The sequence below is a fragment of the Streptomyces thermocarboxydovorans genome (assembly GCF_039524635.1).
Classification (GTDB): Bacteria; Actinomycetota; Actinomycetes; order Streptomycetales; family Streptomycetaceae; genus Streptomyces; species Streptomyces thermocarboxydovorans.
Genome location: NZ_BAAAGU010000053.1, coordinates 24,888 through 47,999 on the forward strand (window position 1 = coordinate 24,888; position 23,112 = coordinate 47,999).

Consider the following 23,112-nt stretch of genomic DNA (forward strand, 5'->3'; position numbering starts at 1 on the left):
GAGTTCCCCCTTGGCCCTGACCGGTCTGCCTCCCGACACCGATACGGACATAGCCCGGGTCACCGAGGCACTCGCCATGATCACTCCACGCTGGAACGTGCGGATCCTGCTCGCCCTGAACGGGCAGCCGCTGCGCTACAGCGAACTCGCGGCCAAGGTGTCCTGGCTGCGCGACGGCCAGCTGCACCCCAAGGTGCGGCAGTTGTGCGAGGCCGGTCTCGTCCAGCGAAACGAGCACACCCCGCGGCACGTCACCTATGGGCATACCGACCGTGCCACCGCGCTGCTGCCCGTCCTGCCGCTGATCGTCACCTGGGCCGAGCAGTACCTCGAACAACCGGACCAGCCGCTGACCGCGATCGAACAGATCGAGGACAGCCTCACGCTCCTGACCCGGCGGCACGCCGCCGCGATCCTGTGGGCGCTCAAGGTCCGTGGACAAGCCAGCGGCCGGGCTCTGGCCCAGACGGTCATTCCCGGCGATTGGACCAACATCTACCCGCCGCTGCGGCAGCTCGTCGACGACGGTCTCATCACAACCGATGGGATCGGCCAGCCCTACCGCCTGTCCGCCGCTGGCGACGGTCTCGGGCCCGTCCTGGGCGCCCTGTCGGCATGGTCCGCCGGCCAGCCCCTCACCCAGGCCAGCCAGCACCCGGTCTGGGGGCAGACCAGCGCCGCACCGCAACAGCGGATGTGGCTCAGCAGCCAAGCGCGGACTGCCACTCCGGCGACCCCGCCCGCACCAACCAAGACCGATCGGACACCGCCGCCGGCCTGGCAACGCAACGCCCTGTTCTCCCACGCCACCCCGCCCCGCCCGCTGGCGGCATTCCCCACTGGAGCACCGCGCCGATGACCACTCTCACCCCAGCCGCCATCCGGCACGCCTGCACGGTGCTGTCCGCGCCCGGCCTGATCCGCCTTGTCACCGAGATCGACGACAACGGCCCCATCCCACCGCGCAGCCTGACCCGCACTCTCCCTGACCTGCCAGTCCCTCAGCTGCGGCATTCCGTCGAACAGGCCCGCGCTTTCGGGCTGATCCACAACCGGCCTGGTGCCGGCCTCAGCCTGACACCGTCCGGATCCGGCCTGGCCGACGTCTACGACGCGATGGCCCGCTGGGCGCGCCACCACGGCCTTCCGGCTCCGGTCTGTGACTTCACCAGCCGCGTCCAGCACACCCTCTCGCTCTACGCCGTGCCTACCGCTGTCACTTCGCAGGAGGCGCGGGAAGGCGCTCCGGTTATCGAGACCGGTGAGAAGAATGTCCGCCGGCGCGACCTTCTTACCCAGTGGCTGCACGAGAACCCGCAGCTCGTTCAGGGCCCCGAGCCCGTGCTCGCCGCGTGAGGGCTGGCAGAACCCGGCACGCCTGCCACCCTTCCTTGTTCCGCAGCGTCTACCTGCCCCGCTCGGCTGACGGCGCCGCGTTCGCGATGACCACCTACGGCATCCCGCTCATCGTGGTCGCGACGACAAGGTCGGCAACCCTGACGGGCGTCGCGTTCGCGCTGGAGTGGCTGCCGCGCCTGGTGGCGTTCACGGTGGCCGGCTCCCTCGTCGACCGCCACGGCGTCCCCCGCATCTTCCGTACCGCGTGTGTCGGCAGAACTCTTGCCGTCCTGCTGGCCGCGCTCCTGCTGGCGGCGCCTGACGTCGGGGTGCCAGCGGCGGTCACCGTGATGGCGCTCGCCCCGGTCAGCGGCTTCCTCACGGAGTGCAGTTACATCGCTGTGGAAACGGCTGGCGGCGAGGCGAGCCGGACAGCCGGATCGCGGGCGCACCGGGTGCAGTCTGTCCTGCTGGGGATCGACCAGACCGCCATGCTGGCCGGCCCTCTCGTTTCCGGCTTGCTGCTGAAGTACGGCGGGTCGGCGCTCATGCTCAGCACGCTCGCCGCCCTCTCACTGCTCGCCGCCGCGCTGCTTCCGCGCCGGCCGACCGCGCCGAGCCGTTCCCCCGCGAGCAGGAGTGGTGTGCGGGCAGGCTGGGGCACTCTGCGTGCCCTTCCTGCCCTGGCCTGGCTGGTGGGCGGCCTGCTCGTCTCCAATACGGCCATCGCCCTGTTGCAGGCGGCGATGCCGGTGATCGTGGTCACCGAGCTGGGCCGCTCCAGCGCCGACGCTGGACTCATCTGGTCCGCCGCCGCTGTCACCTCCCTGCTCGCCATCGCACTCGCGCGCCGGGCGATCGACCGGTGGGGGCTGTGGCCGGTGGGCGCCACCGCAGCCGCCGTTGCCGCGGCAGCCACCCTCGCGGTCGCCAAGGCCGACACCTACCCCGAATACGTCCTGCTGATCGCCGTGCTGATGGCCGGCGAAGGCGGCCTCACCGTCGTCCTGCGCACCCTGCGCTCCCACCTCATCCCGCCCGAGGTCTTCGGCAGCACCCTGAGCCTGACCATCCTGCTGCTCCTGGTGCCCTTTCCCGCCGCCGGACTGCTCGTCGCGGTCATCCCGCCCGCCCAGATCGGGCACGCCGTCACCGTCACCGCCCTCATGCAGGCCCTCGGCCTGTTCACCGCCTTCGCCCGGCTGCGCACCCTGCGCACCACGCCCGCCTGAACCCCACCCCGAAAGGAACCGCTGCCCGCATGCCCTCCACCGTGCAGGACGGACTGCCCGGCCTCGACTTCCCGTACCGGGACGCACCCACGATCACCGAACAGTTCCGCGCCTTCGACGCCCAGTACCCCTGGATCTACCGGTCTTTGGAACGGCTCGTTGAGGAACGTCTTGCCGCCGGAGCCAAGCGAGTCGGGATGAAGGCGCTGTTCGAGGCCCTGCGCTGGCGCCAGCCAGCAGGGGTCAAGGGCCTGAACAACAACTACACCGCCCTCTATGCGCGCAGGCTGCTCGCCGCCCACCCGGAGTGGGCGTCCGTGATCGAGGTCCGCCGCCGACGCAGCCCGTAAAGCCGCCCTCGGCCCCTTCATCCCCCGTTGATCTCTGAGGAGTTCGTACTTGTCCCACCGTCCTGTCGTCCTGGTCGTCGCCGCCGCCGACATGGAAGCCGAGGCGTACCGCGGCTACTGCCTCCAGTCCGTGGCCGCCGCCTACGACGTCGTCCTGATCACCGGTGAGGAGCCTTCGTGGGAGGTGCCCTATCTCCGTGACTGCGTGGTGGTGCCCGACCCGGCCGACCCGGTACAGCTGTCGGCCGCCGGGCAGGCGCTGGCCGACCGCTACGACCTGGCAGGCGTGTTCACCTGGACCGAGTGGTACCTCGTCCCCGTCGCCCGCCTCGCGCGCCGGCTCGGCCTGCCCACCAACGCCCCCGAGGTCATGCAGGCGTGCCGCAACAAGGCCGTCTCGCGCAGCCTGTTCGCCCAGCACGGGGTCCCGTCGGCCGCCTCGGTGACGGTACGCACCGAGGCCGAGGCCGAGGCGGCGGCCGAGCGGATCGGCTACCCGGTCGTGCTGAAGCCAGCCGCGCACGCGGCCAGCATCGGTGTGATCCGCGCCGACACCCCCGGACAGCTCACGGCCGCGTACGCGTTCGCCAAGAAGGCCGCCGGTCTTGGGCAGGAGAGCACGAGCGTGCTGGTCGAGGAGTATCTCGACGGGCCGGAGGTGTCGGTGGAGTGCGTCACCTACCGGGGCAAGACCACCGTGGTTGCGGTGACCCGCAAGACGGTCAGCGAACCGCCGTACTTCGAGGAGCTGGCCCACGTGGTGGACGCCGCCGATCCGCTGCTCGACGTGGTCGCCCCCGCAGCATGCGCCGCGATCCGCGCTCTGGGGATCACCGACGGTGTCAGCCATGTCGAGATGCGCCTGATCGACGGCCAGCCGAGGCTGGTCGAGGTCAACGGCCGGATCGCCGGCGACATGATCGGCCACCTCGTGCACCTGGCGACCGGCATCGACCTGCCGCGCGCCGCCGCCGACATCGCCTGCGGCCGGGCACCCGATCTCACCCCCAACCGCTCCATGGCCGCCGCGATCCAGCTCATCTACCCGGACGTCTCCGGCACCCTGCGCCGCGTCTACTTCGACGGCATCTGCCCGCGCTGGCTGGAACGCGTCCACATCCAGCACCAGGCCGGAGACCCACTCCTCCTCCCGGCCGACGGCGGCACCATGTTCACCGCCCGCATCGGCTACCTGATCACCACCGCCCCCACCGCCGACCTCGCACGAGCACGCGCCGAACAGGCCGCCCGCCGCCTCCACATCGACATCGCGCCCCTCGCGGGCGATGCGTCTGGCACCGGAGGTCGCGCCGCGTGAGCCGTCCCACCACCGCTGCCCGCCGCAGCCGGATGCTGCTGACCGGCTACTTCCTCGGCCTGGGCGTGGTGATGGCTATCTGGGGCGCCCGGATGCCCGCCGTCCAGCACGCCGCCCACCTCAGCACCGGGCAGCTGTCCTGGGTCCTGCTCACCGCCGCCGTCGGCATGGTCGCCGGCCTGCGAACCGGTGGCCGCCTCGCCCGGCCAAAGCGGCTTCCCGTGCTTCTGATGGGCGGAGCTGTCGGCCTCGCCGGGGCTCTCGCCGTGCTGGGCCAGTGCCGCACCCTGGCCTCGCTGCTCGCGGCGGCGCTCGCCTTCGGCATCGCACACGGCGTCCTGGACGTCGCCGTGAACTCCGCGGCGGTGCGCTGCCAGAACGCCTACGGCCGGCCCATCATGTCCTCCCTGCACGCCGCCTACTCCCTCGGCGGGCTCGGCGCTGCCGCCCTGGCCGCCGCCACCGCCGCGACCAGCCACCACACCCTGTTCCTGGTCACCGGCCTGACGCTGACCGCTGCTGTGCTCGCTGCCGGACCAAGAACCCTCGCCCTGCACGGCACTGATCAACCTCTGACGTCCAACAACGCCGGCTCAGGCGCTGCCCAGGCGACACTGGCGCCCACGAGGCTGTGGCTGCTGGGTGCACTGGCGGCCGCAAGTCTGCTGGGGGAGGGGGCGGCAGCCGATTGGGCCGCCGTGCACGCTCATTCCCTGGGCGCCACCACGGCCGTCGCAGCGAGCGCGTTCGCCCTCTACAGCGCGGCCATGGCCCTGGGACGGCTGAGCGGCGACCGGCTCACCGCCGTCTTCGGCGCCCCCACCGTGGTCCGTGCAGGCGTACTGCTCGCCGCCACCGGCCTGACGATCGGTGTCCTGGCCGACAGCGTGCCCGCGGGACTGGCCGGCTGGACGGTCTTCGGACTCGGCCTGTCCGGCACGGTCCCCTCCCTGATCACCGCCGCCGGGACCGGTGGACCGAAGGCCGTGGCCACGGTCTCCGTCACCGGCTACCTCGGCCTGCTGACCGGCCCCGCACTCATCGGCGCCCTCGCCAGCACCACCACCTTGCCCGCGGCCCTGCTGTTGCCCGCCCTCCTCGCAGCCGCCATCGCCTTCCTCGCCCACCGTGCCCTGGAGAACACCACCTCTTGACCCGCCACACCGGCCTCGTCGCCGTGATCCTCGACTACAACGGCGTCATCGGCCTGCAGCCCACCCGCAGCCAGTGGCTCCGCCTCGCTCGCACCGCGTCCTGGCCCGACGACGACCTCACCGGATTCCAGCGCGCCTTCTGGAGTGCCCGCGAACCCTACGACGCCGGCCAGCTCAGCGACATGGCGTACTGGGGACGCGTCCTCGGCTCCCACCCCGGCCCCCGGCTCCTGCGCGAACTCCTCACCGCGGACACCGACATGTGGACCGGAACGGATGAGCACGTCCTGGCCATCCTTCGCCGCGTCCGCCGGAGGGGACTGGCGATGGTGCTCCTGTCCAACGCACCCCGCCACCTCAGTGACGTGCTCGACACCCACGACTGGCAACAGCTGATGACCCAGGCCCTGTACTCGGCCCGGCTGGAGGCGTGCAAGCCCGACCCGGCCGCCTACCACCACGCCCTCGCGGCCACCGGCGCCCGCAACCCGGAGCGCGTGTTGTTCGTAGACGACCGCGCCGACAACTGCCAGGCCGCTCGCAGCCTAGGGCTGACCGCGCTGCACTACACCGGCCGGCCCGCCGACCTTGAAGCGGCACTGCTCCCCACGGCGTGAACCGCCCCCACCTCACCGTCCCAGGATCCTGTGCTACCTCACGACGACACCATCGACGGGGACGTCTACGTCTCCCCGCGCTACCTTGCCCGCGCCACCGCGATCGGCAATCCCGGCCTCGACCCGCTGCGCAACCTCGGCTGGGAACTCCGCCACGACGATCTGGGCAACGCCTACCTGACCGCGCCCGACAGCAAGGTCCGCCTCGGCTACCTCCCCGAGGGCGTGGACGACGGCCTGTGGCGCATCAACGCCTACAAAGACCCCTTCGGCCCGCCCGTCTGGGGCGTGTGCTTCAACGACTCCTGCCCGACGGAGTTCGTCACCGCCTTCACCACCACGCTCGCGGAGGCGTATCAGCAGGGGCCGGACAGCTACCTGGCCAGACCCCTCTCCAGGAGCAAGGACAATGACCCCTTCCTCGCGGTCGCACCACTGATCAACCGGGGCTGGCTCATAGACCGGCCCCGCTGGGGCGTCTTCGCCGTCCAGTCACCCGACAAGCTGGCCGGGCTTGAATACACCACCGGCGACCTCGACCCGGAAACCGAACTGACTACCCGGGAGGCACGCTGGCAGCTGTGGGCCGGCACCTCTATCGACCGGCCTTACTGGTACGCCACCGCCAGCACCGACACCCCCGTCGCCCTGCTCAAGGCCGTCACCGAGTGCATCTCCGACCCGGCGCCGCTGCCCCGCTGGCGCGAGGTCACCTACAGCTACGTCAAGAGCAAGGCCCAGGTCACCTCCATCGTCCCGCCGAGCCCGCCGGCTCCGACCCCGCTCGACGTCCAGCGTGCCATCGCCCGCCGCCCGACCGCCCGGCCCGCTGCCAGCGTCCCGCGCTGGAGCACCACCAGCCGCCCCGTGCTGGCCGGGCCACGCCGCTGACGTCACCGGGAGACCCACATGGCCATGCACGCCCGCGAGTTCTTCGCCCAACTCGACTTGCCCTTCGCTGACAGCGCCGTTGTCGGCGACACCTACTACGCCACCCCCGTGTCCGGGGGCCCGCTGCGGCTGCGGATCGACTTCAGTCCCACCCAGTGGGCCAACGAGTACGTCGGCCTCCGCCTTGCCACCCTCCACCAGGACCGCGGGCAACTCGACGTCACCGTCCTGCGGTTCGCCGATCACAAGACCTTCGATCACCGCGACTCCACGCGCGGCGTTCAGCCGCACAACTCGGGCTACGGCACATTCAAGGAGTTCAAGGACCGCCCCGACTGGGTGCCATGGGAAGGTGCCCACACCAACGGCCTGCGCGATGCGATCGAGCAGTACAGCGCCGTGTGGTTCCCCGGCACCTGGCCCGCACCCGCCACCAGCCGAGCTGCGGGCCGAACGGCGCAGCCGGTCCCGTCGCCGTCGGCTCAACGCAGCGCCGCGCGCGCCCGCTGACCATGACAGTCCCACAGACAGGATCCCTTTCTGTTGCCCGACCCCTTCGAAGACCTCGACCGTGATCAGACGGTGCGCGTTCTGCCCCGCCACCTGGTAGGTCCCGGCTCAGTCGACGTCCGTGCCATCTGGCCCTTCCCCTTCGACGACGACTGGTCCCTGCACCAGCCTTCAAAGGAGGAAGGGGCGGTCGCGTGCAGCCCGTGCCTTCGGCTCCGTACTGGCTACGTCCCCGACCCCGACAGGCGGGGCCACATGCAGTGGATCACCGCCGCACACCGCGACCCTTTCGGCCCGGTCACCTGGCAGATCACCTTGACGCCACCACGCCGGTCGAGCTGCTCGGCGACGTGCACAGCGAACTACTCGACCTGTACCTCGAAGACCGACACAGCGACAAAGATCATCTGTTCCATTCCCAGACGTCAGCTCAGCACGCGTACATCCCGCTGCTCGCCCACGGCTGGAGGCACACGATCAAGACCGAGGGCACCCAGACCTTCCTCGCCCCAGACGCCCTGGGCGGGATGCAGCACCGGTACGAGCGGACACTCGGTTCCGGCCTCGCGCCGTCCTGGCGGATCTGGGGCGGCCAGCCGGCCAACCCCGACTGGCGCGTGCAGTTCTCACCAACAACCCCCGTCGCGCTGGTCGCCGCGTTCACCGCTTCCCTGCTTTCCACCGAACCGGTAGAGCGCACCGTGAAGGACATCCCTTTCTTCACGCGCCACTACGTCTCCATAGCGACCACAACGGCCAAGCAGAACAAGCCGTTTCCCCCGGTCGCTACGTCGCCTCCAAGACCGGCCATGAGCCGAACCCGCTAACGCCAGTACCCGCCACCAAGGAGCCTCCTCTTCGTGCACCCCCGTACCGTCCGCTCCACTGCCATCGCCGCCGCGGTGGTCGGCACCCTTACCTGGGCACCGGCAGCGACCGCACAGCCCTCCCAGCCGACGCCCTCCAGCACCACCCTCACCGAGACTCCGGCACCCGATGCCGGAAGTGTCACGCTCACCACGAAGGACCCGGCCGGAGACGTTGTCCAAGGCGCCTCATATCTGCTTCTCGACGCCACCGGCCAGGAGGCCGGGCACGGCACAACCGACGCACAGGGAACGCTGACCTTCCCGGGCCTCGCCCCGGGCGTCTACCGGCTGAAGGAGACCGCCGCCGGCAGCCCCCTCTACGACGTCGTCGCCGACCAGGACGTGATCGTCACACCCGGCGGCACCACTCGCCTGGCCATCGTCGCCCCGTTCAAGCCCGGCCACGTCCTGCTCCAGGCCAAGGACGACAAGACCGGCAAGCTCCTGCCCGGCGCCACCGTGAACATCGGCAGCGGCGATACGACCCTGCTCACCCTCACCACCGGGCCCAAGGGAACGGTCACCGGTGACGTGCCGGTGAGCACCCGGAAGGCCGAGTTCTGGATCAAGGAGACCGAGGCTCCCGCCGGATACGACCTCGACACGCGCACCAAGCCCTTCACCGCAGGCCCAGGCGACCCGGTCACCGTAACCGTCACCAACTCGAAGCGCTCGTCCTCGCCGAATCCCACACCGACCAAGAAGCCCACCCACATCCCCTCCACACCAGGGGACAAGCCGACCAGCGGAACCTCCGGCGGATCTGGGCCCAGCCCGGCCACCTCTGGCACACCCGACACCGCCCCTTCGGCCGCCCCGGTGCAGGACGCGACCGATGATGCATCGCCCACGGCCCCGGTCGGCTCCCTGGCCCACACCGGCGCCGACGCCAGCCCGTACCTCCTGGGCGGCGCTGGACTCCTTCTCCTCGGCGGCACCACCACCGTCATTGCCGCTCGGCGGCGAGCCAGGACCGACAGTGAGGACACCCCTGGCGCCAACTGACCCAATCTGAGCACAGCGCCCAATTGCCCCCGGATCCTCGCGGACCGGGGGCTCTCGGCTGTTCAGCCCATCTGTGGGCGGCGGCCTTCACCCAGGCATCTCGGAACACCGGAGACCGACACGTTACCGACCCTGTCGATAACTCCGGGCCGGGTCAGGCTCGCCGAACGAGTGCCGGCGGCGCTAGGAGGTCCGGCTGTCGTCGCCATTCGCGTCTCGCGATGTTGAGCGGAGAGCGCGTTTTACGTCGCGCCAAGCTGACAGGAGGTCCGGGAGCTGACGCAGAAGAGACGCGGCGAGAGTGATCAAGAGGCCCAGGAAGCCGAAAAGTTCCAGGGCGCCACTGGTGACGACGTGTGCCAGCCGCAGAGCATGGGTCTGGCCTCTGACCAGGGCAAACGGCCCTCAAAGGGGTTATTATTCTGTTTTTGGGCATGCCGAAGAGATTAAAACGCAGCCTCCGCAGGCTCCTTAGTGGCTGGGTGGAGCCCGTGAGCTGCGCTTATCGAATTCGGCGGCAGCCATGGGTGTATTCCAGCAAATGGCGGCGGGAAATTCATAAATTCCAGCAAACTGGCCAGCAAGTTGACTGAAAGTGTGCGGCGCTGGCGGGAAGCCTGCTCTTGACGCGAGGCAGCAGGAAGCTAAGAGAGGCGGCGGCCCTGTCGACCCCTGCTGTCACGTATGAGCGACGGATCGCACGCACGGCTCGCGGTCCCGGCCGTGGTGGCGTAGATCGGGTGCATGGTGCTGCAACCGCCGGTTGAACCGATGCTGGCGCAGGCCCGTGACCAGCTGCCACCGCCCAGCGCGCTTCCCGGCGAGCCGGTATTCCAGCCGAAATGGGATGGCTTCAGAGCCCTCGTGTTCACCCCCTGCCCAGCCCCCGGACCCGTGCTCATCCAGTCCCGGCGCGGGGCGCTGATCCAGGCCCGGTTCCCCGACCTATAGTGCACGCCGCCGCCCGGCTGCCCGACGGGCTGGTCCTCGACGGCGAACTGTTGGTGTGGGCCGGTGAGCATCTGTCGTTCGAGGCCCTGCAACGGCGCGCGGCGTCACAGCGGCGGACCGCCGCCCGGCTTGCTGAGCAGATGACGGCCCACTTCGTTGTGTTCGATGCCCTCCAGATCGACGGTCATGAGCTGTTGCGGACGCCGTACCGCGAACGCCGGGCGCGATTGGAGACGGTGTTCGCTGAACACCACCTTGTCGACCCTTGGACGCTTTGCCCGGAGACCGGCGATGTGGCTGTGGCCCAGGAATGGCTGATGTCCTGGACGGAGGTGCCCGGCCTTGAGGGACTAATCATCCGGGAAGCCAGCAGCACTACCTACCCGGGGCCCGCGCACTCATCAAGATCCGCAGACGGGACACCACCGAGGGCATCGTCGGCGCGATCACCGGCACGCTGCGCCGCCCGCGGAGCCTTGTGCTGGGCCGATACGTTCGAGACGGGATCCTGCGGGCCGTCGCCCGCAGCACAGAGCTGCAGCCCGGCCAAGTCCGGCATCTCGCCGATCATCTCATCGCGGCCAAGAGGGGGCACCCGTGGGAGGGCGTCCGGTTCACCACGACATGGGGTTCCCGTACCCCGCTGGACGTCGTCCTGGTCGAGCCTGAGTTGGTCGCCGAGATATACGTGGACACCGCCCAGGATCGAGGGGTCTGGAGGCATCCCGCGCGGTACGTACGACTTCGCGAGGACATGACGCCTGGGGACTTTGCCGCTTTTGGGCATGGAGCTGTGCCGACCGCTGGGTGACGGCCGCGGATAAGCCTGAGCCATCCTCGGCAGCCTCGACGGCTTGACAGGCCCGGCAGGCGAGCTGGGCGTTGGGCCCGTAGAGTCGCGTCAACCCTGGCAGCGCGCACAGTAGCCGACCTGATTGGGAGCACAGTCCAGCAGAACGGCGGCGGCGGTCCGGTCTGTTGAAGGGGCGATGCGCTGTGCCATCTCGTCCATGTGTCCGAATGTACGTCCGGCGACCTTGGAGGGGCAGCTCGCTCGTCGACCGGGAAGCTCAAGCCAGGTCTATGCCCAGCTCGGTGTCAGGGCGGCAGAACTGGCACGGCTCGATGTTCCTGTCGGCGAGGGCAGCCCGCGCCTCATCTGGCCTGATCCGGTGCGGCGTGCCTTCGATCATCGAGCAGTCGGCGAGGTGGATGAAGGTGGGTTCGGACCCATGCGGCGTCCGCTTCTGCTGGACCACGTAGCCCGTCTTCGCCGACGGCTGGGCGAAGCCTGTGAGCCGGCCGCCTTCCTTCACGTTGCCCCTGGGTCGTTCCGGCTGGGCCATCTTGACCTTGTCTCGCTGGAGGCGCAGGAAAATGGCGATGGTCTCGGTATTGGCGAGCTGCCCGTCCAAGTACGCCAGGATCTCCCGGAGCCGGGGTGGGTCAGGAGGTAGTTCGGACATTGCGTGCACCGTGCAGCGCTGCCCATGCCGCCGACCATCGACCCTGCCAGTGCGGGTGGAACAGCACCTCCGAAGACAGGTGGATCAGTTGTCTCCGGACCGCGGTGTGCGGTTGTGTCGCGAGCCGCCCGTAGGTGGCCCACCACTCCTCTTGTGCGCGAGCGAGGTCGCCGGGAATTGCACTCATGGCCAGATTCAAGCATCTGTTCGATTTTATGTGCCACGTGGTCTTGGCAGGGCCCGAGTATGCGGGTCCCATCGTCAACGCGGCTCCAAGCGCTTCCCGGGACTGCCCCACGGCACGACCAGCGCGGCGACGAAGGGAAGGCCGGCCAGGAGAAAGAAGAGCGGTCCGTAGCCGCCCAGGGGTGTGGCGAGGGCGGCGCCTGCGAACGGCGCAAGGGCTGCGGCGGTGGTGGCTGGTGCTGCGAGGAGTCCGGAGAGTCGGCCGTAGTGCGTGGCGCCCCATCGGTCGGTGATGGCGGTGGCCTGGAGCAGGGTGAGGTTGCCGCGGATCATGCCGGCCACGATCGACACGGCGATGAGCAGGGCGTACGGGCCGGGGGTGGCGGCGAAGGCGGCGGTGGTGCTGCCGCCGAGGGTGAAGAGGATCGTGGTGCGGGCCGTTGCGGTGGTGCGGCGGGCGAGGGCTGCGTACAGGGTGCGGCCGAGGGTCTGTCCGGCGCCGCCGATGCCGAGGGCCCAGGCTGCCTGGCTGGTGGTGTACCCGCGTTCCAGCAGGAGTGGGACGAGGGCGACGACGACGGCGTACATCGCGAAGCCCGACAGGGTGAACGCGGCGGCGAGCAGCAGGAAGGGTCGGCTGCGACCGATCTCGGCTGCGCCTGCGGCCTCGTGGGCGGGGCTGGTTGGGGCGTCGGGCCAGGGTGCGCGCAGTGCCAGGGCGTGGGCGGGGATGGTGACGGCGGCAAGGATGCAGGCGAGCACAAGGTAGGTGTGGCGCCAGGACAGGTGCTCGGCCAGCAGAGCTGTCAGGGGTGCGAAGACGGTGGACGCGAGGCCGCCCGCGAGGGTGACGATCGTCAGGGCCCTCACATGGTCGGGGGCCCACCAGCGGGTGAGGGCGGCGAACGCGGGCTGGTAGAAGGTGGATGCCATCGCAAGCCCGGCCAACATCCAACCGGAGAAGAACAGCAGCAGGTTGGGGGATGCGGCCACGGTCAGCAGGCTGACGACGCCGAGCACGGAACCGGCGGTCATGACAGCGCGCGGGCCATGGCGGTCGAGGATGCGGCCGACGCGGATCCCGGCGAGGGCGGAGACGACGAGACCGAGCGAGAACGCCGCGGTGGTCGCCCCGGCAGGCCACCCCGTCGCGGCGGTGATCTGCGGATTGAGGACGGGGAAGGCGTAGTAGACGATGCCCCAGCTCACGATCTGCGTGGCGCAGAGGGCGGGCAGGGCGGCGCGGGGCCGCGACCGGTCCCCCGTTCCGGTCGCGGCCCCGCCGCCTCGGGTACTGAGGTCGGTCACGAGCCGCAGCAGCCGCCCGCCGGGGCCTGCTCGGCAGCCGCCCCGACCGTGGCGGGGGCACCGAGCTGGATGAGCTGCGGTGCGGACGCGCAGCAGCCGCCGCCGTCGCCCTGAGCGGCGTCGGGCGCGTCGAACAGGCCGGCTCCGCCGCACACTCCGGTCTCGGGCAGAGTGAGTTCCACGCGGTCGGCCGCGTCGAGGTCACCGGCGATCGCGGCGGCGACGGAGCGGACCTGCTCGTAGCCGGTCATGGCGAGGAAGGTCGGGGCGCGGCCGTAGGACTTCATGCCGACCAGGTACACGCCCTGTTCGGGGTGGGAGAGCTCGCGGTGACCGTGCGGGTAGACGGTGCCGCAGGAGTGCTGGTTGGGGTCGATCAGCGGAGCCAGTGCGACGGGTGCCTGGAGGCGCTCGTCGAGCCCGAGGCGGAGTTCGTCGAGGAAGGACAGGTCGGGGCGGAAGCCGGTCAGCACGATCACTTCGTCGACCGGGTCCAGGCGGCGGCCGTCCTCGCCGACCAGGACGAGGCGGCCGTCGTCCGCCCGCTCGATCGCCTCGGTGCGAAAGCCCGTGACCGCGTCCGCGTGTCCCTCGTCGACGGCGGCCTTCGCCGCCAGGCCCAGGGCGCCGCGCGCCGGGAGCTGGTCGGCTTCCCCGCCGCCGAAAGTGGAGCCCGAGATGCCCCGGCGCAGGATCCACACCCCCTTCGTCCCCGTACCCTCGTCGGACTTGGCGAGGTCGGCGAGGTAGGCGAGAGCGGTGAACGCCGAGGCGCCCGAGCCGATCACGGCCGTGCGCTTACCCGCGTACCGGGTACGGACGGCTGGGTCCTTCAGGTCCGGGACTCGGTAGGTGATCCGGTCCACAGCGGCCTTCTCACCGAGCGCGGGCAGTCCGCTGCCGCCGGCCGGGGACGGCGTGGCCCAGGTGCCGGAGGCGTCGATAACGGCGCGGGCGAAGACGCGCTCCTCACGGCCGTCGGTGTGGGCGACTTGCACGACGAACGGCTGCTGTTCGCGGTCGGCGTCCACGATCCGGTCCCGGCCGGTGCGTGAGACACCGGTGACGGTGGCGCCGGTGCGGACACGGTCGCCGAGGACGTCGGCGAGCGGCTGCAGGTAGAGGTCGGCCCAGTCGCCGCCGGAGGGATACGTGGCCGGGTCGGGCCGTGTCCAGCCGGTGGGGGCCAGGAGCTTCTCGGCGGCCGGGTCGACGACTTCGCCCCAGGTGGAGAACAGCCGCACGTGTGACCACTCGCGCACCGCGGCGCCAGCGGTAGGCCCGGCCTCCAGGACCAAGGGCTCGATGCCCTGGTCGACCAGGTGGGCGGCGGCGGCCAGACCGGCGGGGCCGGCCCCGATCACGACGACGGGGAACTCGGTGGTGGCGGGCGCGTTCACGGCGACTCCTTGCGTGTTTCGACATCTGTCGATGGCTTGCGCGGCCCAGCATGACACCTGTATTGATGAGCGTCAACATAGACACTCATCGAACCCAGGGGGATTCGCCGATGGAGCACATTGACGTCGCCGTGATCGGCGGCGGCCAGTCCGGCCTCGCCACCGCCCATGCGCTGCTGCGGCGCGGGCTGCGGCCGGTGGTGCTGGAGGCGTCCGACCGTGCGGCCGGGTCGTGGCCGCACTACTACGACAGCCTGACGCTGTTCTCGCCCGCCCGGTACAGCTCCCTGCCCGGGATGCCGTTCCTCGGCGCCGACCGCGACCGCTACCCGCACCGCGACGAGGTCGTCGCCTACCTCACCGCCTACGCCGACCTCCTGGACGCCGAAATCCGCACCAGCTGCCGCGTCACCGCGGTCCGCCGCACCGGCGACGGCTTCACAGTGGAGGTGAAGGACGGCGGCCGATTGTCCGCGCGGGCCGTCGTGGCGGCATCCGGGACGTTCGGTCACCCGCACCGGCCGGCGCTGCCGGGCCTGGAGGAGTTCACCGGCCAGGTGCTGCACGCCGCCGACTACCGCAGCCCGGCCCCGTTCACCGGCCGCCGGGTGGTCGTGGTCGGGGCCGGGAACTCCGCGGTGCAGATCGCCGCCGAACTCGCCAAGACCGCACGCGTCACGCTCGCCACCCGCGCCCCGGTGAAGTTCGCAGCCCAGCGCATCCTCGGCCGCGACCTGCACTTCTGGACGGCCCGCACCGGTCTGGATACTGCGCCCCTCGGCCGGTTCCTTGCGCGCCCGCCGGCGCAGCCGGTCCTCGACGACGGCCGCTATCGGGCCGCCCTGGCCGCCGGACAGCCCGACCGGCAGCCGTTGTTCACCAGTGCCAACGGCACCAAGCTCGTCTGGCCGGACGGGCAGCGGGAGGAGGTCGACGCGATCGTGCTCGCCACCGGCTACCGCCCCCACCTGCCCTACCTCGCCCGCCTCGACGGCGCTCTCGACGCCGAAGGGAACCCACGGCACCGCGAGGGCCTCGCCACCGGCGTGCGGGGGCTGGCGTTCGTCGGGCTGGAATGGCAGCGCAGCCTGTCGTCGAACTCGCTGCGCGGCGTCGGTCGGGACGCGGAGCGCATCGCCCGACGCCTGGCCGCCCATCTCTCGCGCCGGTGACGGACCTACCCCCACTGGTTCGACATGTGTGAACATAGACGCATGTCGAATGCCAAGGTGCTGCCGCTGCTCGAACCCGACGGTCAGGGCGTGGCGCCGTGCTGCCCCCCGCTGACCGAGCGCCCGATGACCGCCGAGGAGGCCGAGACGGCCGCGCGGATGTTCAAGGCGCTGGGCGACCCGGTCCGTCTGCGGCTGTTCTCCGCCGTGGCTTCGCACGAAGGCGGGGAAGCGTGCGTGTGCGACATCTCCGACGTCGGCGTCTCCCAGCCCACCGTCTCCCACCACCTGAAGAAGCTGAAGGAGGCCGGGCTGCTCACCTCCGAGCGGCGCGGCACCTGGGTTTACTACCGGGTTGAGCCCTCGGTGCTCGCCGCGATGGGCAAGCTGCTGACGCTGCCGGCCGCGGCCTGACGATCGAACAGACACAGGGGGAACCGTGGTGAGTGGGGCGTTGAGCGCGGTGGTGGTGCCGCTGGCGGCGGAGCACGCCGAGCAAGTGCTGGCGATCTACCAGGCGGGCATCGATGAGGGCAACGCCACGTTCGAGACCGCCGCCCCGAGCTGGGAGGCGTTCGACGCCGCGAAGCTGCCCGGGCACCGCTTCGCCGCACTCGACGCGGACGGGGTGGTGCTGGGCTGGGTTGCCGCGAGCAAGGTCTCCGACCGCTGCGCGTACGAGGGCGTGGTGGAGCACTCCGTCTACGTCGACCCGGCCGCCCGTGGCCGCGGCATCGCCTCCGCCCTGCTCAAGGCGCTGATCGACTCCACCGAACGCGCGGGGATCTGGACGATCCAGTCCGGGATCTTTCCCGAGAACACCGCCAGCCTCGCCGTCCACCAGCGTGCCGGCTTCCGTGTCATCGGCACACGGGAGCGGATCGGGCGCCACCACGGCGTCTGGCGCGACGTCGTCCTCGTCGAGCGCCGCAGCCCAGCGATCGGCTGAACGCAGGCCGCTCGGTGCGCATTCGGTGGCAGCGCGGATGCCGGTGCTCGGAGGTCTGGACGAATCCTGACCAGGCACGCGGTGCCTTCGCCCGAAGGGGACGTTGTGCCGTAGCGGGCGGGGGCGGCTGTCAGCGAAGATGCCCGGCATGACCACTGACCAGAGCCTTGTTCCGCTGCGCGCGACGCATTCAGTACCTGCGGTGTTCGGTGCCGGAGGAGCCATCGGGGTGCTGGGCGGGATGATCGGGCTGGGCGGGGCGGAGTTCCGTCTGCCCCTGCTGATTGGCCTTTTCGGGTTCGCGGCGCTCTCGGCCGTCATTCTGAACAAGGCGATGAGCCTGGTCGTGGTCCTGGTTGCGCTGCCCGCTCGCCTGGCCGGGGTCCCTGCCGCCGAGGTGGCCGCACGCTGGCCGGTGGCGGTCAACCTGCTGGCCGGCAGTCTGATCGGTGCCTGGGCCGGAGCGAGCTGGGCGGTGCGCATGCGCAGCTCCACCCTCTACAAGGTGCTGGCGGCGCTGATGGTGCTCATGGCAGCCGCCCTGGTGGCCACCCACATCACTTCCCTGGGCACTCTCTCCCTGCCGCTGTGGGCACAGGTGCCAGTAGGCGTCGTCGCCGGGTTCGGCATCGGTGTGGTCGCCGCGATCATGGGTGTCGCCGGGGGCGAGCTGCTGATCCCGACGATCGTGCTGCTGTTCGGCCAGGACATCAAGACCGCCGGAAGCCTCTCCCTGCTGGTCTCCCTGCCGACCATGCTGGTCGCGTTCGCCCGCTACAGCCGCGACGGCAGCTTCGCCGTCCTCGGCGCCAACCTCCGCTTCACCCTGGTCATGGTCGCGGGGTCCACTGCTGGCGCGGTGCTGGGCGGACTACTCCTGGGCGTGTTCCCGGACCTGGGGCTCATCCCCCTGCTGGCCGTGATCCTGCTCGTCTCCGCCATCAAGCTCGCCCGTCACCGCTGACAGAGCGATCTGCGCTGCTGCGTCTCCGGCGGGGCCGCCGACACCGAGCGTGGCTGAGGCCAGCAGGGTCCAGTCGCCGTAGAACAAGCAGGTTCAGCAGAGGTTCGCCGAGGGCGGCACGCCACCAGGGGGCGGCGGTGGACTCAGGCGTCCTCGATGATCGAGCATACGGTGGCCGGCTCGCCGCACGGCCGGTCGTCGGCGCCCCGACGGGTCTCCGCGAGGGTTTGGCGCAGGGCGAGGAGGTCGGTGATGGTCGCGTCGATCTCGGTGATGCGCGCGTCGAGCAGGTTGCGGACAGCGTCGCACGGCGGGGTTCCGCCGCGGCGGATGTGCAGGACCTCGCCGACGTCGTCCAGGCGCAGGCCCAGTGCGCGGGCCCGGCGGATGAACGTCAGCAGCTCGACGTCGTCTTCGCTGTAGAGCCGGTAGCCGGCCTGGCTGCGCTCCGCCTCGGGTAGCAGGCCCTTGGCTTCGTAGACCCGGACGGCCTTGCGTGTGAGCCCGGCGGCCTTGGCTGCCTGCCCGATCGTCATCCCTTGCATCGCCATGTGTGCCTCCTCCCGTCCAGTGTTGACCTTGCCCCCGGGGCCAGGTTCTAGCGTCGCTCGCGACGGAAGAGAAACGCGAAACTAGGAGGTGAGCGCGATGCCGTTCCGTGAGGGCGAGGTGTATCGCTGCCCCGATGAGAACTGCGGGTGCGAGCTGACGGTGACCAAGGGCGCCCCGGCCACCTGCGGCGGCGAGCAGAACCCGACGTGCTGCTGCGGCCAGACCATGGTCAAGGTCGCGTAGCCGAAAGTCCCTGGCCCGCCCGGCACCGGCCGGGCGGGCCAGGGACGGCTGTGCCGCCTGCTACCACCACGCTCACACGAGCCCGGCGATCTCGCGGGCCGCATCCCGAGCCGGGCGGCCGACGCCGATGAGGGTCGCGGAGGCCGGACCGGTCCAGTCGCCGTACCCGAGCAGGTGCAGCCGCGGCTCGCCCAGAGCCCGGGTTCCGGCGGTGGGGATGTGCCCGCGCGCACCGCGCAAGTTCAGCGGGGCGAGGTGGGCCAGGACCGGACGGAAGCCGGTGGCCCAGATGACGGCGTCTGCCTCGGTGTGGCTGCCGTCGGCGCACCGGACACCGGTAGCGGTGAGCCGGTCGAACATCGGCTTCGCGGTCAGGAGCCCGGCGTCGCGGGCCGCGCGGACGGGCGGGACGGCGACGATGTCGCCGAGCGAGGCGACCCCGCCGGTGTCGCTGCGGCCGGCGTCGAGGGCGCGGCGGCGGGCGGTGGCGACATCGAACAGGTCGCGGCCGTCGATGTCGTCCGGCAGGAAGCGTGGCGGGCGCCGGGTCACCCACATGACATCGATGTTGCCGTCCAGGGCGAGGTCGGCGGCGATCTGGGCGCCGGAATTCCCGCCGCCCACCACGATCACGTGCTGCCCGGCGAAGTCGGCCGGGGAGCGGTAGTGCACCGTGTGCAGCTGCCGCCCGGTGAAGACGGATCGGCCCCGGATAGCGGGGACGAAGGGCCGCGACCAGCTGCCGGTGGCGCTGATGACCGCCCTGGCCCGCCAGGTGCCGGTTTCCGCTTCGACCAGGAGCCGGCCTGCGTCGCGGCGTACTGCGTCCACGCGGGTGCCGTGCTGGACGGGCAGGTCGTAGCGCTTCTCGTAGTCGGTGAGGTAGTCCACCACGTGCCGGGCGTCCGGGTAGGTCTCGCCGGGCTGGGCGGGCATGAGCCGTCCGGGCAGTGAGGAGTGCTCGGCTGGGGAGAACAGGTGCAGGGAGTCCCACATGTGCTGCCAGGACCCGCCCGGAGCCGTGTCGGCGTCCAGGATCACGAAGTCGAGGCCCTGGCGGCGTAGGTGGTAGCCGGCGGCGAGTCCTGCCTGGCCGCCGCCGACCACCACCACATCCGTGTGCTGTGTCACGGCGCGGTCGTCACCGCATCGGCGGCGAACTTCCTGCGCCAGGCGAGCGCGACGTAGACCAGGCCGATGAGCACCGGGACTTCGATGAGCGGGCCGACGACGCCGGACAGGGCCTGGCCGGAGGTGACGCCGAAGGTGGCGATGGCGACCGCGATGGCCAGCTCGAAGTTGTTGCCCGCAGCCGTGAACGCCAGCGTCGCGGTGCGGTCGTAGGCCAGGCCGAGGCCCTTGCCGAGCAGGAAGGTGCCGAAGAACATGACCGCGAAGTACGCCAGCAGCGGCAGCGCGATCCGGGCGACGTCCAGCGGCTGGGAGGTGATCGTCTTCCCCTGGAGGGCGAAGAGGATGACGATCGTGAACAGCAGCCCATACAGGGCCCACGGGCCGATCTTCGGCAGGAACTGCGCCTCGTAGTTCTCGCGGCCCAGCTTCTGCTCGCCGATGCGGCGGGTGAGGAAGCCGGCCAGCAGGGGGATGCCGAGGAAGATGATGACGTTCAGCGCGATGTGCCAGACGGACACGTCCAGGCCCTGGCCGTCGCCGAGGTTCATCCAGCGCGGCAGCAGGTCGAGGTAGAGCCAGCCCAGCAGGCCGAACGCGATCACCTGGAACACCGAGTTCAGCGCGACCAGGACGGCTGCGGCCTCACGGTCACCGCACGCGAGGTCGTTCCAGATGATGACCATGGCGATACAGCGGGCCAAGCCGACGATAATCAGGCCGGTGCGGTACTCGGGCAGGTCCGGCAGGAAGATCCACGCCAGCGCGAACATCACCGCAGGGCCGACGACCCAGTTGATGACCAGCGAGGAAACCATCAGCTTCTTGTCGCCGGTCACGCGGTCGAGCCGGTCGTAGCGGACCTTGGCCAGGACCGGGTACATCATGACCAGCAGACCGAGCGCGATCGGCAGGGAGATCCCACCGATCTCGATCTTCGCGAGCGCATCGTTCATGCCCGGGACGACCCGGCCCAGGCCCAGGCCGACGGCCATGGCGAGCAGGATCCACACCGCGAGGTAGCGGTCGAGTGTGGAGAGCTTCTTGACGATCGAGTCGTCCCCGGCCGCGTCGGCGCTCTGGGCGAGGGCGGTGGTGGGCTCGGTGGAGGTCACGGGCAGGCCCTCTTGTTCTCGGCGGCGGTGCGGGCAGACTCGGCCAGCGCGGCAAACTGCTCGGAGAGCCCGGCCAGGACCTCGGGCTTGAGCTTGTAGTAGGTGAAGCGGCCACATGGCTCGGTCTCCACGATCCCGGCCTCGCGCAGCACCTTCATGTGGTTGGACAGGTTGGTCTGCTTGGCTCCGGTCTCCTCGACCAGGTGCGTCGTGCAGAGCGTCTCGCGCGCCAGCAGGGTCACGATCTTCAGGCGGAGCGGATCGCCCAGCACCCGGATCAGATCAGGATCGACTGAAGTCAGCATGCGCTGATACTCTCACATCACCACTCGCTGATACCAGCGGGGGCTGAAGTCATTGGCGGCTGGGTTCCGCCATGCGACGAGAGAGAACGATCACCATGGCCGACAAGCCGTCCGTCCTGTTCGTCTGTGTCCACAACGCCGGCCGCTCCCAGATGGCCGCCGCCTGGCTGACCCACCTGGCCGGCGACCGCGTCGAGGTCCGCTCCGCCGGCTCCAACCCCGGCGACCAGGTCAACCCGGCCGCCGTCGAGGCCATGGCGGAAGTCGGCATCGACATCTCCAAGGAGACGCCGAAGATCCTTACCATCGACGCGGTCCGCGAGTCGGACGTATGCATCACCATGGGCTGCGGCGACACCTGCCCCGTCTTCCCCGGCAAGCGCTACCTCGACTGGAAGCTCGACGACCCGGCCGGACAGGGCGTCGAGGCTGTGCGCCCGATCCGCGACGAGATCAAGACCCTCGTCGAGGGCCTGATCGCCGAGATCGCCCCGGCGAAGCCGGAGGCGAGCGCGTGAGCGAGATACGCGAGGTCGTCATCATCGGTTCCGGCCCCGCCGGATACACCGCCGCCCTCTACACTGCCCGCGCCCAGATGAGGCCCCTGCTGTTCGGCAGCAGCATCTTCGTCGGCGGATCGCTCACGACGACGACCGAGGTGGAGAACTTCCCTGGCTTCCCAGGCGGCGTGGACGGCCCTGTCCTCATGGAGAACATGCGGGCCCAGGCCGAGAAGTTCGGCGCCGAGATGACCGACGACGACATCGTCGAGGTGGACCTCACCGGCGACATCAAGCTCCTCACCGACTCCGCGGGCACCGTGCACCGCGCGAAAACGGTGATCATCGCGACCGGCTCGGGCTACCGCAAGCTCGGCCTGCCGAAGGAGGATGACCTCTCCGGGCGGGGCGTGTCCTGGTGCGCGACCTGCGACGGGTTCTTCTTCCGTGACCGGGACATCGTCGTGGTCGGCGGCGACACCGCCATGGAGGAAGCCACCTTCCTCACCCGCTTCGCCAAGTCGGTCACCGTCGTCCACCGACGCTCCACCCTGCGCGCCTCGAAGGTCATGCAGGAGCGGGCCTTCGCTGACGACAAGATCTCCTTCGCCTTCGACAGCGAGATCGCCGAGATCAAGGAGACGAACGGCATGCTCGGCGGCGTCGTCCTGCGCGACGTCTTCACCGGCGCCACCCGCGACCTGGACGTGACGGGGCTGTTCATCGCAATCGGCCACGACCCGCGCACAGAACTCTTCAAGGGACAGCTCGACCTCGACGGCGAGGGCTACATCAGCGTGGCCTCCCCGACGACGCGTACCAGCCTGCCCGGGGTGTTCGCCGCCGGCGACGTCGTCGACCACACCTACCGCCAGGCCATCACCGCTGCCGGAACCGGCGCGGCCGCGGCACTGGACGCCGAGCGCTACCTTGCCGCCCGCAACAGTGCGCAGTCCGAGCACGAGACCGCCGCCGTACCTGCTTGATCGGCGCAATGACGGCCTGGCCCGCTCCCACGCATCCTTGTGGATCGGACCGCGCCGGTCCCCTCCCAACTGTGCGTTCGTACGCGGGCCGTGACACATCGCGGCCTGCGTGGCCAGCCCCAGTCCAGCCGCTGCCGGCCCGCCCTGACCGTCACCGAGACCAGGCAGCGTCGGGCTGCCGATGCGAGGACCGAACTGTCGGCCAGCGCCAGACCCAACGGCCCTGCGGACTGTGGGAATAGCGCAGCTTCGGGATACGTGTGGTATCGGCTCTGCGTTTGGACGTCACCGTCGGAGACGTTTCCCGATTCGGTGCGGGTGTTCACCGTCCGCAGGATGAACTGGCCTTCCGGCCCGAAGATGGCAGACCGGCGCCTTGTGAGGCATATCGACAGCAGTTCGCCCGGGGCAGACAGGAAAGATCCTCGAAAGACTGGCCAACACTTCCAGCGGCATGTCAACGTAGACGACCTTCCCTGAAAAGCACCAGGTCAGGGTGGTGATGGCGTGTGACGGTCGGCCGCTAGTACTCCAGTGCGGTTTCGTGATCTATCCAGTCGGTTCGTCGCCGGAGCGTCGTCGGTAGTGGCTGCGGCGGGC

Annotated in this window: 25 protein-coding genes and 1 pseudogene; 19 read left to right on the plus strand and 7 right to left on the minus strand. The window is 70.3% G+C overall.

What is annotated here, in order from left to right; all coding sequences use genetic code 11:
- Positions 1 to 10 precede the first annotated feature (10 nt).
- From ABD198_RS23355 to ABD198_RS23410, 12 genes and pseudogenes are all read left to right on the plus strand, one after another.
- Positions 11 to 859 (plus strand): winged helix-turn-helix transcriptional regulator, encoded by an 849-nt coding sequence (locus ABD198_RS23355; protein ID WP_344005333.1) that lies wholly within the window; start codon positions 11 to 13, stop codon positions 857 to 859.
- Positions 856 to 1,356 carry a regulator gene (locus ABD198_RS23360; RefSeq protein ID WP_344005335.1) on the plus strand — a complete coding sequence of 167 codons (501 nt, stop codon included), beginning with the start codon at positions 856 to 858 and terminating at the stop codon, positions 1,354 to 1,356. The genes ABD198_RS23355 and ABD198_RS23360 overlap by 4 nt, the downstream gene beginning before the upstream one ends.
- A gap of 35 nt (positions 1,357 to 1,391) precedes the next feature.
- Positions 1,392 to 2,570: an MFS transporter gene (locus tag ABD198_RS23365; RefSeq protein WP_425580530.1), complete on the plus strand. Its 1,179-nt coding sequence runs from the start codon at positions 1,392 to 1,394 to the stop codon at positions 2,568 to 2,570.
- A gap of 29 nt (positions 2,571 to 2,599) precedes the next feature.
- Complete coding sequence (locus tag ABD198_RS23370) at positions 2,600 to 2,920, plus strand: hypothetical protein (protein ID WP_344005337.1); 321 nt, start codon at positions 2,600 to 2,602, stop codon at positions 2,918 to 2,920.
- A gap of 91 nt (positions 2,921 to 3,011) precedes the next feature.
- Complete coding sequence (locus ABD198_RS23375) at positions 3,012 to 4,238, plus strand: ATP-grasp domain-containing protein (RefSeq protein ID WP_344005384.1); 1,227 nt, start codon at positions 3,012 to 3,014, stop codon at positions 4,236 to 4,238.
- Positions 4,226 to 5,392, plus strand: a pseudogene (locus tag ABD198_RS23380) (MFS transporter); the annotation flags it as partial. The gene ABD198_RS23375 and the pseudogene ABD198_RS23380, both read left to right, overlap by 13 nt.
- The gene (locus ABD198_RS23385; protein WP_344005339.1) at positions 5,389 to 6,009 is read left to right on the plus strand and encodes an HAD family hydrolase; all 621 of its coding nucleotides are present in this window, start codon (positions 5,389 to 5,391) and stop codon (positions 6,007 to 6,009) included. The pseudogene ABD198_RS23380 and the gene ABD198_RS23385, both read left to right, overlap by 4 nt.
- Positions 6,010 to 6,039: 30 nt before the next feature.
- Positions 6,040 to 6,900 (plus strand): SPDY domain-containing protein, encoded by an 861-nt coding sequence (locus ABD198_RS23390; protein ID WP_344005341.1) that lies wholly within the window; start codon positions 6,040 to 6,042, stop codon positions 6,898 to 6,900.
- Between the two features lie 18 nt (positions 6,901 to 6,918).
- Positions 6,919 to 7,410, plus strand: a complete 492-nt coding sequence (locus ABD198_RS23395; protein WP_344005343.1) for a hypothetical protein — start codon at positions 6,919 to 6,921, stop codon at positions 7,408 to 7,410.
- 260 nt (positions 7,411 to 7,670) lie between these two features.
- A complete protein-coding gene (locus ABD198_RS23400; RefSeq protein WP_344005345.1) occupies positions 7,671 to 8,237 on the plus strand; it encodes an SPDY domain-containing protein in 567 nt (188 codons plus the stop codon).
- 33 nt (positions 8,238 to 8,270) lie between these two features.
- Entirely contained in the window at positions 8,271 to 9,284 is a 1,014-nt protein-coding gene (locus ABD198_RS23405; RefSeq protein ID WP_344005347.1) for an MSCRAMM family protein, read from the plus strand.
- Positions 9,285 to 10,126: 842 nt separating this feature from the next.
- Positions 10,127 to 10,993: an ATP-dependent DNA ligase gene (locus ABD198_RS23410; RefSeq protein ID WP_344005349.1), complete on the plus strand. Its 867-nt coding sequence runs from the start codon at positions 10,127 to 10,129 to the stop codon at positions 10,991 to 10,993.
- A gap of 312 nt (positions 10,994 to 11,305) precedes the next feature.
- Here ABD198_RS23410 and ABD198_RS23415 read toward each other — a convergent pair whose 3' ends face one another.
- The 3 genes from ABD198_RS23415 to ABD198_RS23425 all read right to left on the minus strand — a co-directional run bounded on the left by ABD198_RS23415 (position 11,306) and on the right by ABD198_RS23425 (position 14,595).
- The gene (locus ABD198_RS23415) at positions 11,306 to 11,650 is read right to left on the minus strand and encodes a DUF6233 domain-containing protein (protein ID WP_344005351.1); all 345 of its coding nucleotides are present in this window, start codon (positions 11,648 to 11,650) and stop codon (positions 11,306 to 11,308) included.
- A 312-nt stretch (positions 11,651 to 11,962) separates the two neighbouring features.
- Positions 11,963 to 13,195, minus strand: coding sequence for an MFS transporter (locus ABD198_RS23420; protein WP_344005353.1), 1,233 nt, complete (start codon positions 13,193 to 13,195; stop codon positions 11,963 to 11,965).
- Positions 13,192 to 14,595, minus strand: a complete 1,404-nt coding sequence (locus tag ABD198_RS23425; RefSeq protein ID WP_344005355.1) for an NAD(P)-binding domain-containing protein — start codon at positions 14,593 to 14,595, stop codon at positions 13,192 to 13,194. The genes ABD198_RS23420 and ABD198_RS23425 overlap by 4 nt, the downstream gene beginning before the upstream one ends.
- A 110-nt stretch (positions 14,596 to 14,705) precedes the next feature.
- Between ABD198_RS23425 and ABD198_RS23430 the strand changes: the two genes are divergently transcribed.
- The 4 genes from ABD198_RS23430 to ABD198_RS23445 all read left to right on the plus strand — a co-directional run bounded on the left by ABD198_RS23430 (position 14,706) and on the right by ABD198_RS23445 (position 17,680).
- Positions 14,706 to 15,767 carry a flavin-containing monooxygenase gene (locus tag ABD198_RS23430; protein WP_344005357.1) on the plus strand — a complete coding sequence of 354 codons (1,062 nt, stop codon included), beginning with the start codon at positions 14,706 to 14,708 and terminating at the stop codon, positions 15,765 to 15,767.
- A 42-nt stretch (positions 15,768 to 15,809) separates the two neighbouring features.
- Complete coding sequence (locus ABD198_RS23435; RefSeq protein WP_319252814.1) at positions 15,810 to 16,181, plus strand: ArsR/SmtB family transcription factor; 372 nt, start codon at positions 15,810 to 15,812, stop codon at positions 16,179 to 16,181.
- 28 nt (positions 16,182 to 16,209) lie between these two features.
- On the plus strand, positions 16,210 to 16,716 hold the full coding sequence (locus tag ABD198_RS23440; RefSeq protein ID WP_344005362.1) for a GNAT family N-acetyltransferase: 507 nt from the start codon (positions 16,210 to 16,212) through the stop codon (positions 16,714 to 16,716).
- Positions 16,717 to 16,864: 148 nt separating this feature from the next.
- Positions 16,865 to 17,680, plus strand: coding sequence for a sulfite exporter TauE/SafE family protein (locus ABD198_RS23445; RefSeq protein ID WP_344005364.1), 816 nt, complete (start codon positions 16,865 to 16,867; stop codon positions 17,678 to 17,680).
- A 143-nt stretch (positions 17,681 to 17,823) separates the two neighbouring features.
- On the opposite strand, the gene ABD198_RS23450 is transcribed toward ABD198_RS23445, so the two are convergent.
- A complete protein-coding gene (locus ABD198_RS23450; protein ID WP_344005366.1) occupies positions 17,824 to 18,231 on the minus strand; it encodes a heavy metal-responsive transcriptional regulator in 408 nt (135 codons plus the stop codon).
- 97 nt (positions 18,232 to 18,328) lie between these two features.
- Here ABD198_RS23450 and ABD198_RS23455 point away from each other — a divergent pair, with 97 nt between their 5' ends.
- The gene (locus tag ABD198_RS23455) at positions 18,329 to 18,475 is read left to right on the plus strand and encodes a hypothetical protein (protein WP_344005368.1); all 147 of its coding nucleotides are present in this window, start codon (positions 18,329 to 18,331) and stop codon (positions 18,473 to 18,475) included.
- A 72-nt stretch (positions 18,476 to 18,547) separates the two neighbouring features.
- Here ABD198_RS23455 and ABD198_RS23460 read toward each other — a convergent pair whose 3' ends face one another.
- The 3 genes from ABD198_RS23460 to ABD198_RS23470 are packed head-to-tail and all read right to left on the minus strand — an operon-like array spanning position 18,548 to position 21,026.
- The gene (locus ABD198_RS23460) at positions 18,548 to 19,606 is read right to left on the minus strand and encodes an ArsO family NAD(P)H-dependent flavin-containing monooxygenase (RefSeq protein ID WP_344005370.1); all 1,059 of its coding nucleotides are present in this window, start codon (positions 19,604 to 19,606) and stop codon (positions 18,548 to 18,550) included.
- The gene (gene arsB, locus ABD198_RS23465) at positions 19,603 to 20,721 is read right to left on the minus strand and encodes an ACR3 family arsenite efflux transporter (RefSeq protein ID WP_344005372.1); all 1,119 of its coding nucleotides are present in this window, start codon (positions 20,719 to 20,721) and stop codon (positions 19,603 to 19,605) included. The genes ABD198_RS23460 and arsB overlap by 4 nt, the downstream gene beginning before the upstream one ends.
- Positions 20,718 to 21,026, minus strand: a complete 309-nt coding sequence (locus ABD198_RS23470; RefSeq protein WP_319252802.1) for an ArsR/SmtB family transcription factor — start codon at positions 21,024 to 21,026, stop codon at positions 20,718 to 20,720. Before ABD198_RS23470 ends, arsB begins: the two co-directional genes overlap by 4 nt.
- A 95-nt stretch (positions 21,027 to 21,121) precedes the next feature.
- Here ABD198_RS23470 and ABD198_RS23475 point away from each other — a divergent pair, with 95 nt between their 5' ends.
- Both ABD198_RS23475 and trxB read left to right on the plus strand, forming a co-directional pair.
- Complete coding sequence (locus tag ABD198_RS23475) at positions 21,122 to 21,544, plus strand: arsenate reductase ArsC (RefSeq protein ID WP_344005386.1); 423 nt, start codon at positions 21,122 to 21,124, stop codon at positions 21,542 to 21,544.
- Positions 21,541 to 22,512, plus strand: a complete 972-nt coding sequence (gene trxB, locus ABD198_RS23480; protein WP_344005375.1) for a thioredoxin-disulfide reductase — start codon at positions 21,541 to 21,543, stop codon at positions 22,510 to 22,512. The genes ABD198_RS23475 and trxB overlap by 4 nt, the downstream gene beginning before the upstream one ends.
- Positions 22,513 to 23,112 lie beyond the last annotated feature (600 nt).

What these genes read in the sequence shown, in the direction of transcription:
- ABD198_RS23455 (WP_344005368.1), top strand. Translation starts at nt 18,329, where the DNA reads ATGCCGTTCCGTGAGGGCGAGGTGTATCGCTGCCCCGATGAGAACTGC.
- ABD198_RS23470 (WP_319252802.1), bottom strand. Translation starts at nt 21,026, where the DNA reads ATGCTGACTTCAGTCGATCCTGATCTGATCCGGGTGCTGGGCGATCCG.
- ABD198_RS23395 (WP_344005343.1), top strand. Translation starts at nt 6,919, where the DNA reads ATGGCCATGCACGCCCGCGAGTTCTTCGCCCAACTCGACTTGCCCTTC.
- ABD198_RS23435 (WP_319252814.1), top strand. Translation starts at nt 15,810, where the DNA reads ATGTCGAATGCCAAGGTGCTGCCGCTGCTCGAACCCGACGGTCAGGGC.
- ABD198_RS23445 (WP_344005364.1), top strand. Translation starts at nt 16,865, where the DNA reads ATGACCACTGACCAGAGCCTTGTTCCGCTGCGCGCGACGCATTCAGTA.
- ABD198_RS23450 (WP_344005366.1), bottom strand. Translation starts at nt 18,231, where the DNA reads ATGGCGATGCAAGGGATGACGATCGGGCAGGCAGCCAAGGCCGCCGGG.
- ABD198_RS23370 (WP_344005337.1), top strand. Translation starts at nt 2,600, where the DNA reads ATGCCCTCCACCGTGCAGGACGGACTGCCCGGCCTCGACTTCCCGTAC.
- ABD198_RS23410 (WP_344005349.1), top strand. Translation starts at nt 10,127, where the DNA reads ATGGGATGGCTTCAGAGCCCTCGTGTTCACCCCCTGCCCAGCCCCCGG.
- ABD198_RS23375 (WP_344005384.1), top strand. Translation starts at nt 3,012, where the DNA reads ATGGAAGCCGAGGCGTACCGCGGCTACTGCCTCCAGTCCGTGGCCGCC.
- ABD198_RS23360 (WP_344005335.1), top strand. Translation starts at nt 856, where the DNA reads ATGACCACTCTCACCCCAGCCGCCATCCGGCACGCCTGCACGGTGCTG.
- ABD198_RS23475 (WP_344005386.1), top strand. Translation starts at nt 21,122, where the DNA reads ATGGCCGACAAGCCGTCCGTCCTGTTCGTCTGTGTCCACAACGCCGGC.
- ABD198_RS23430 (WP_344005357.1), top strand. Translation starts at nt 14,706, where the DNA reads ATGGAGCACATTGACGTCGCCGTGATCGGCGGCGGCCAGTCCGGCCTC.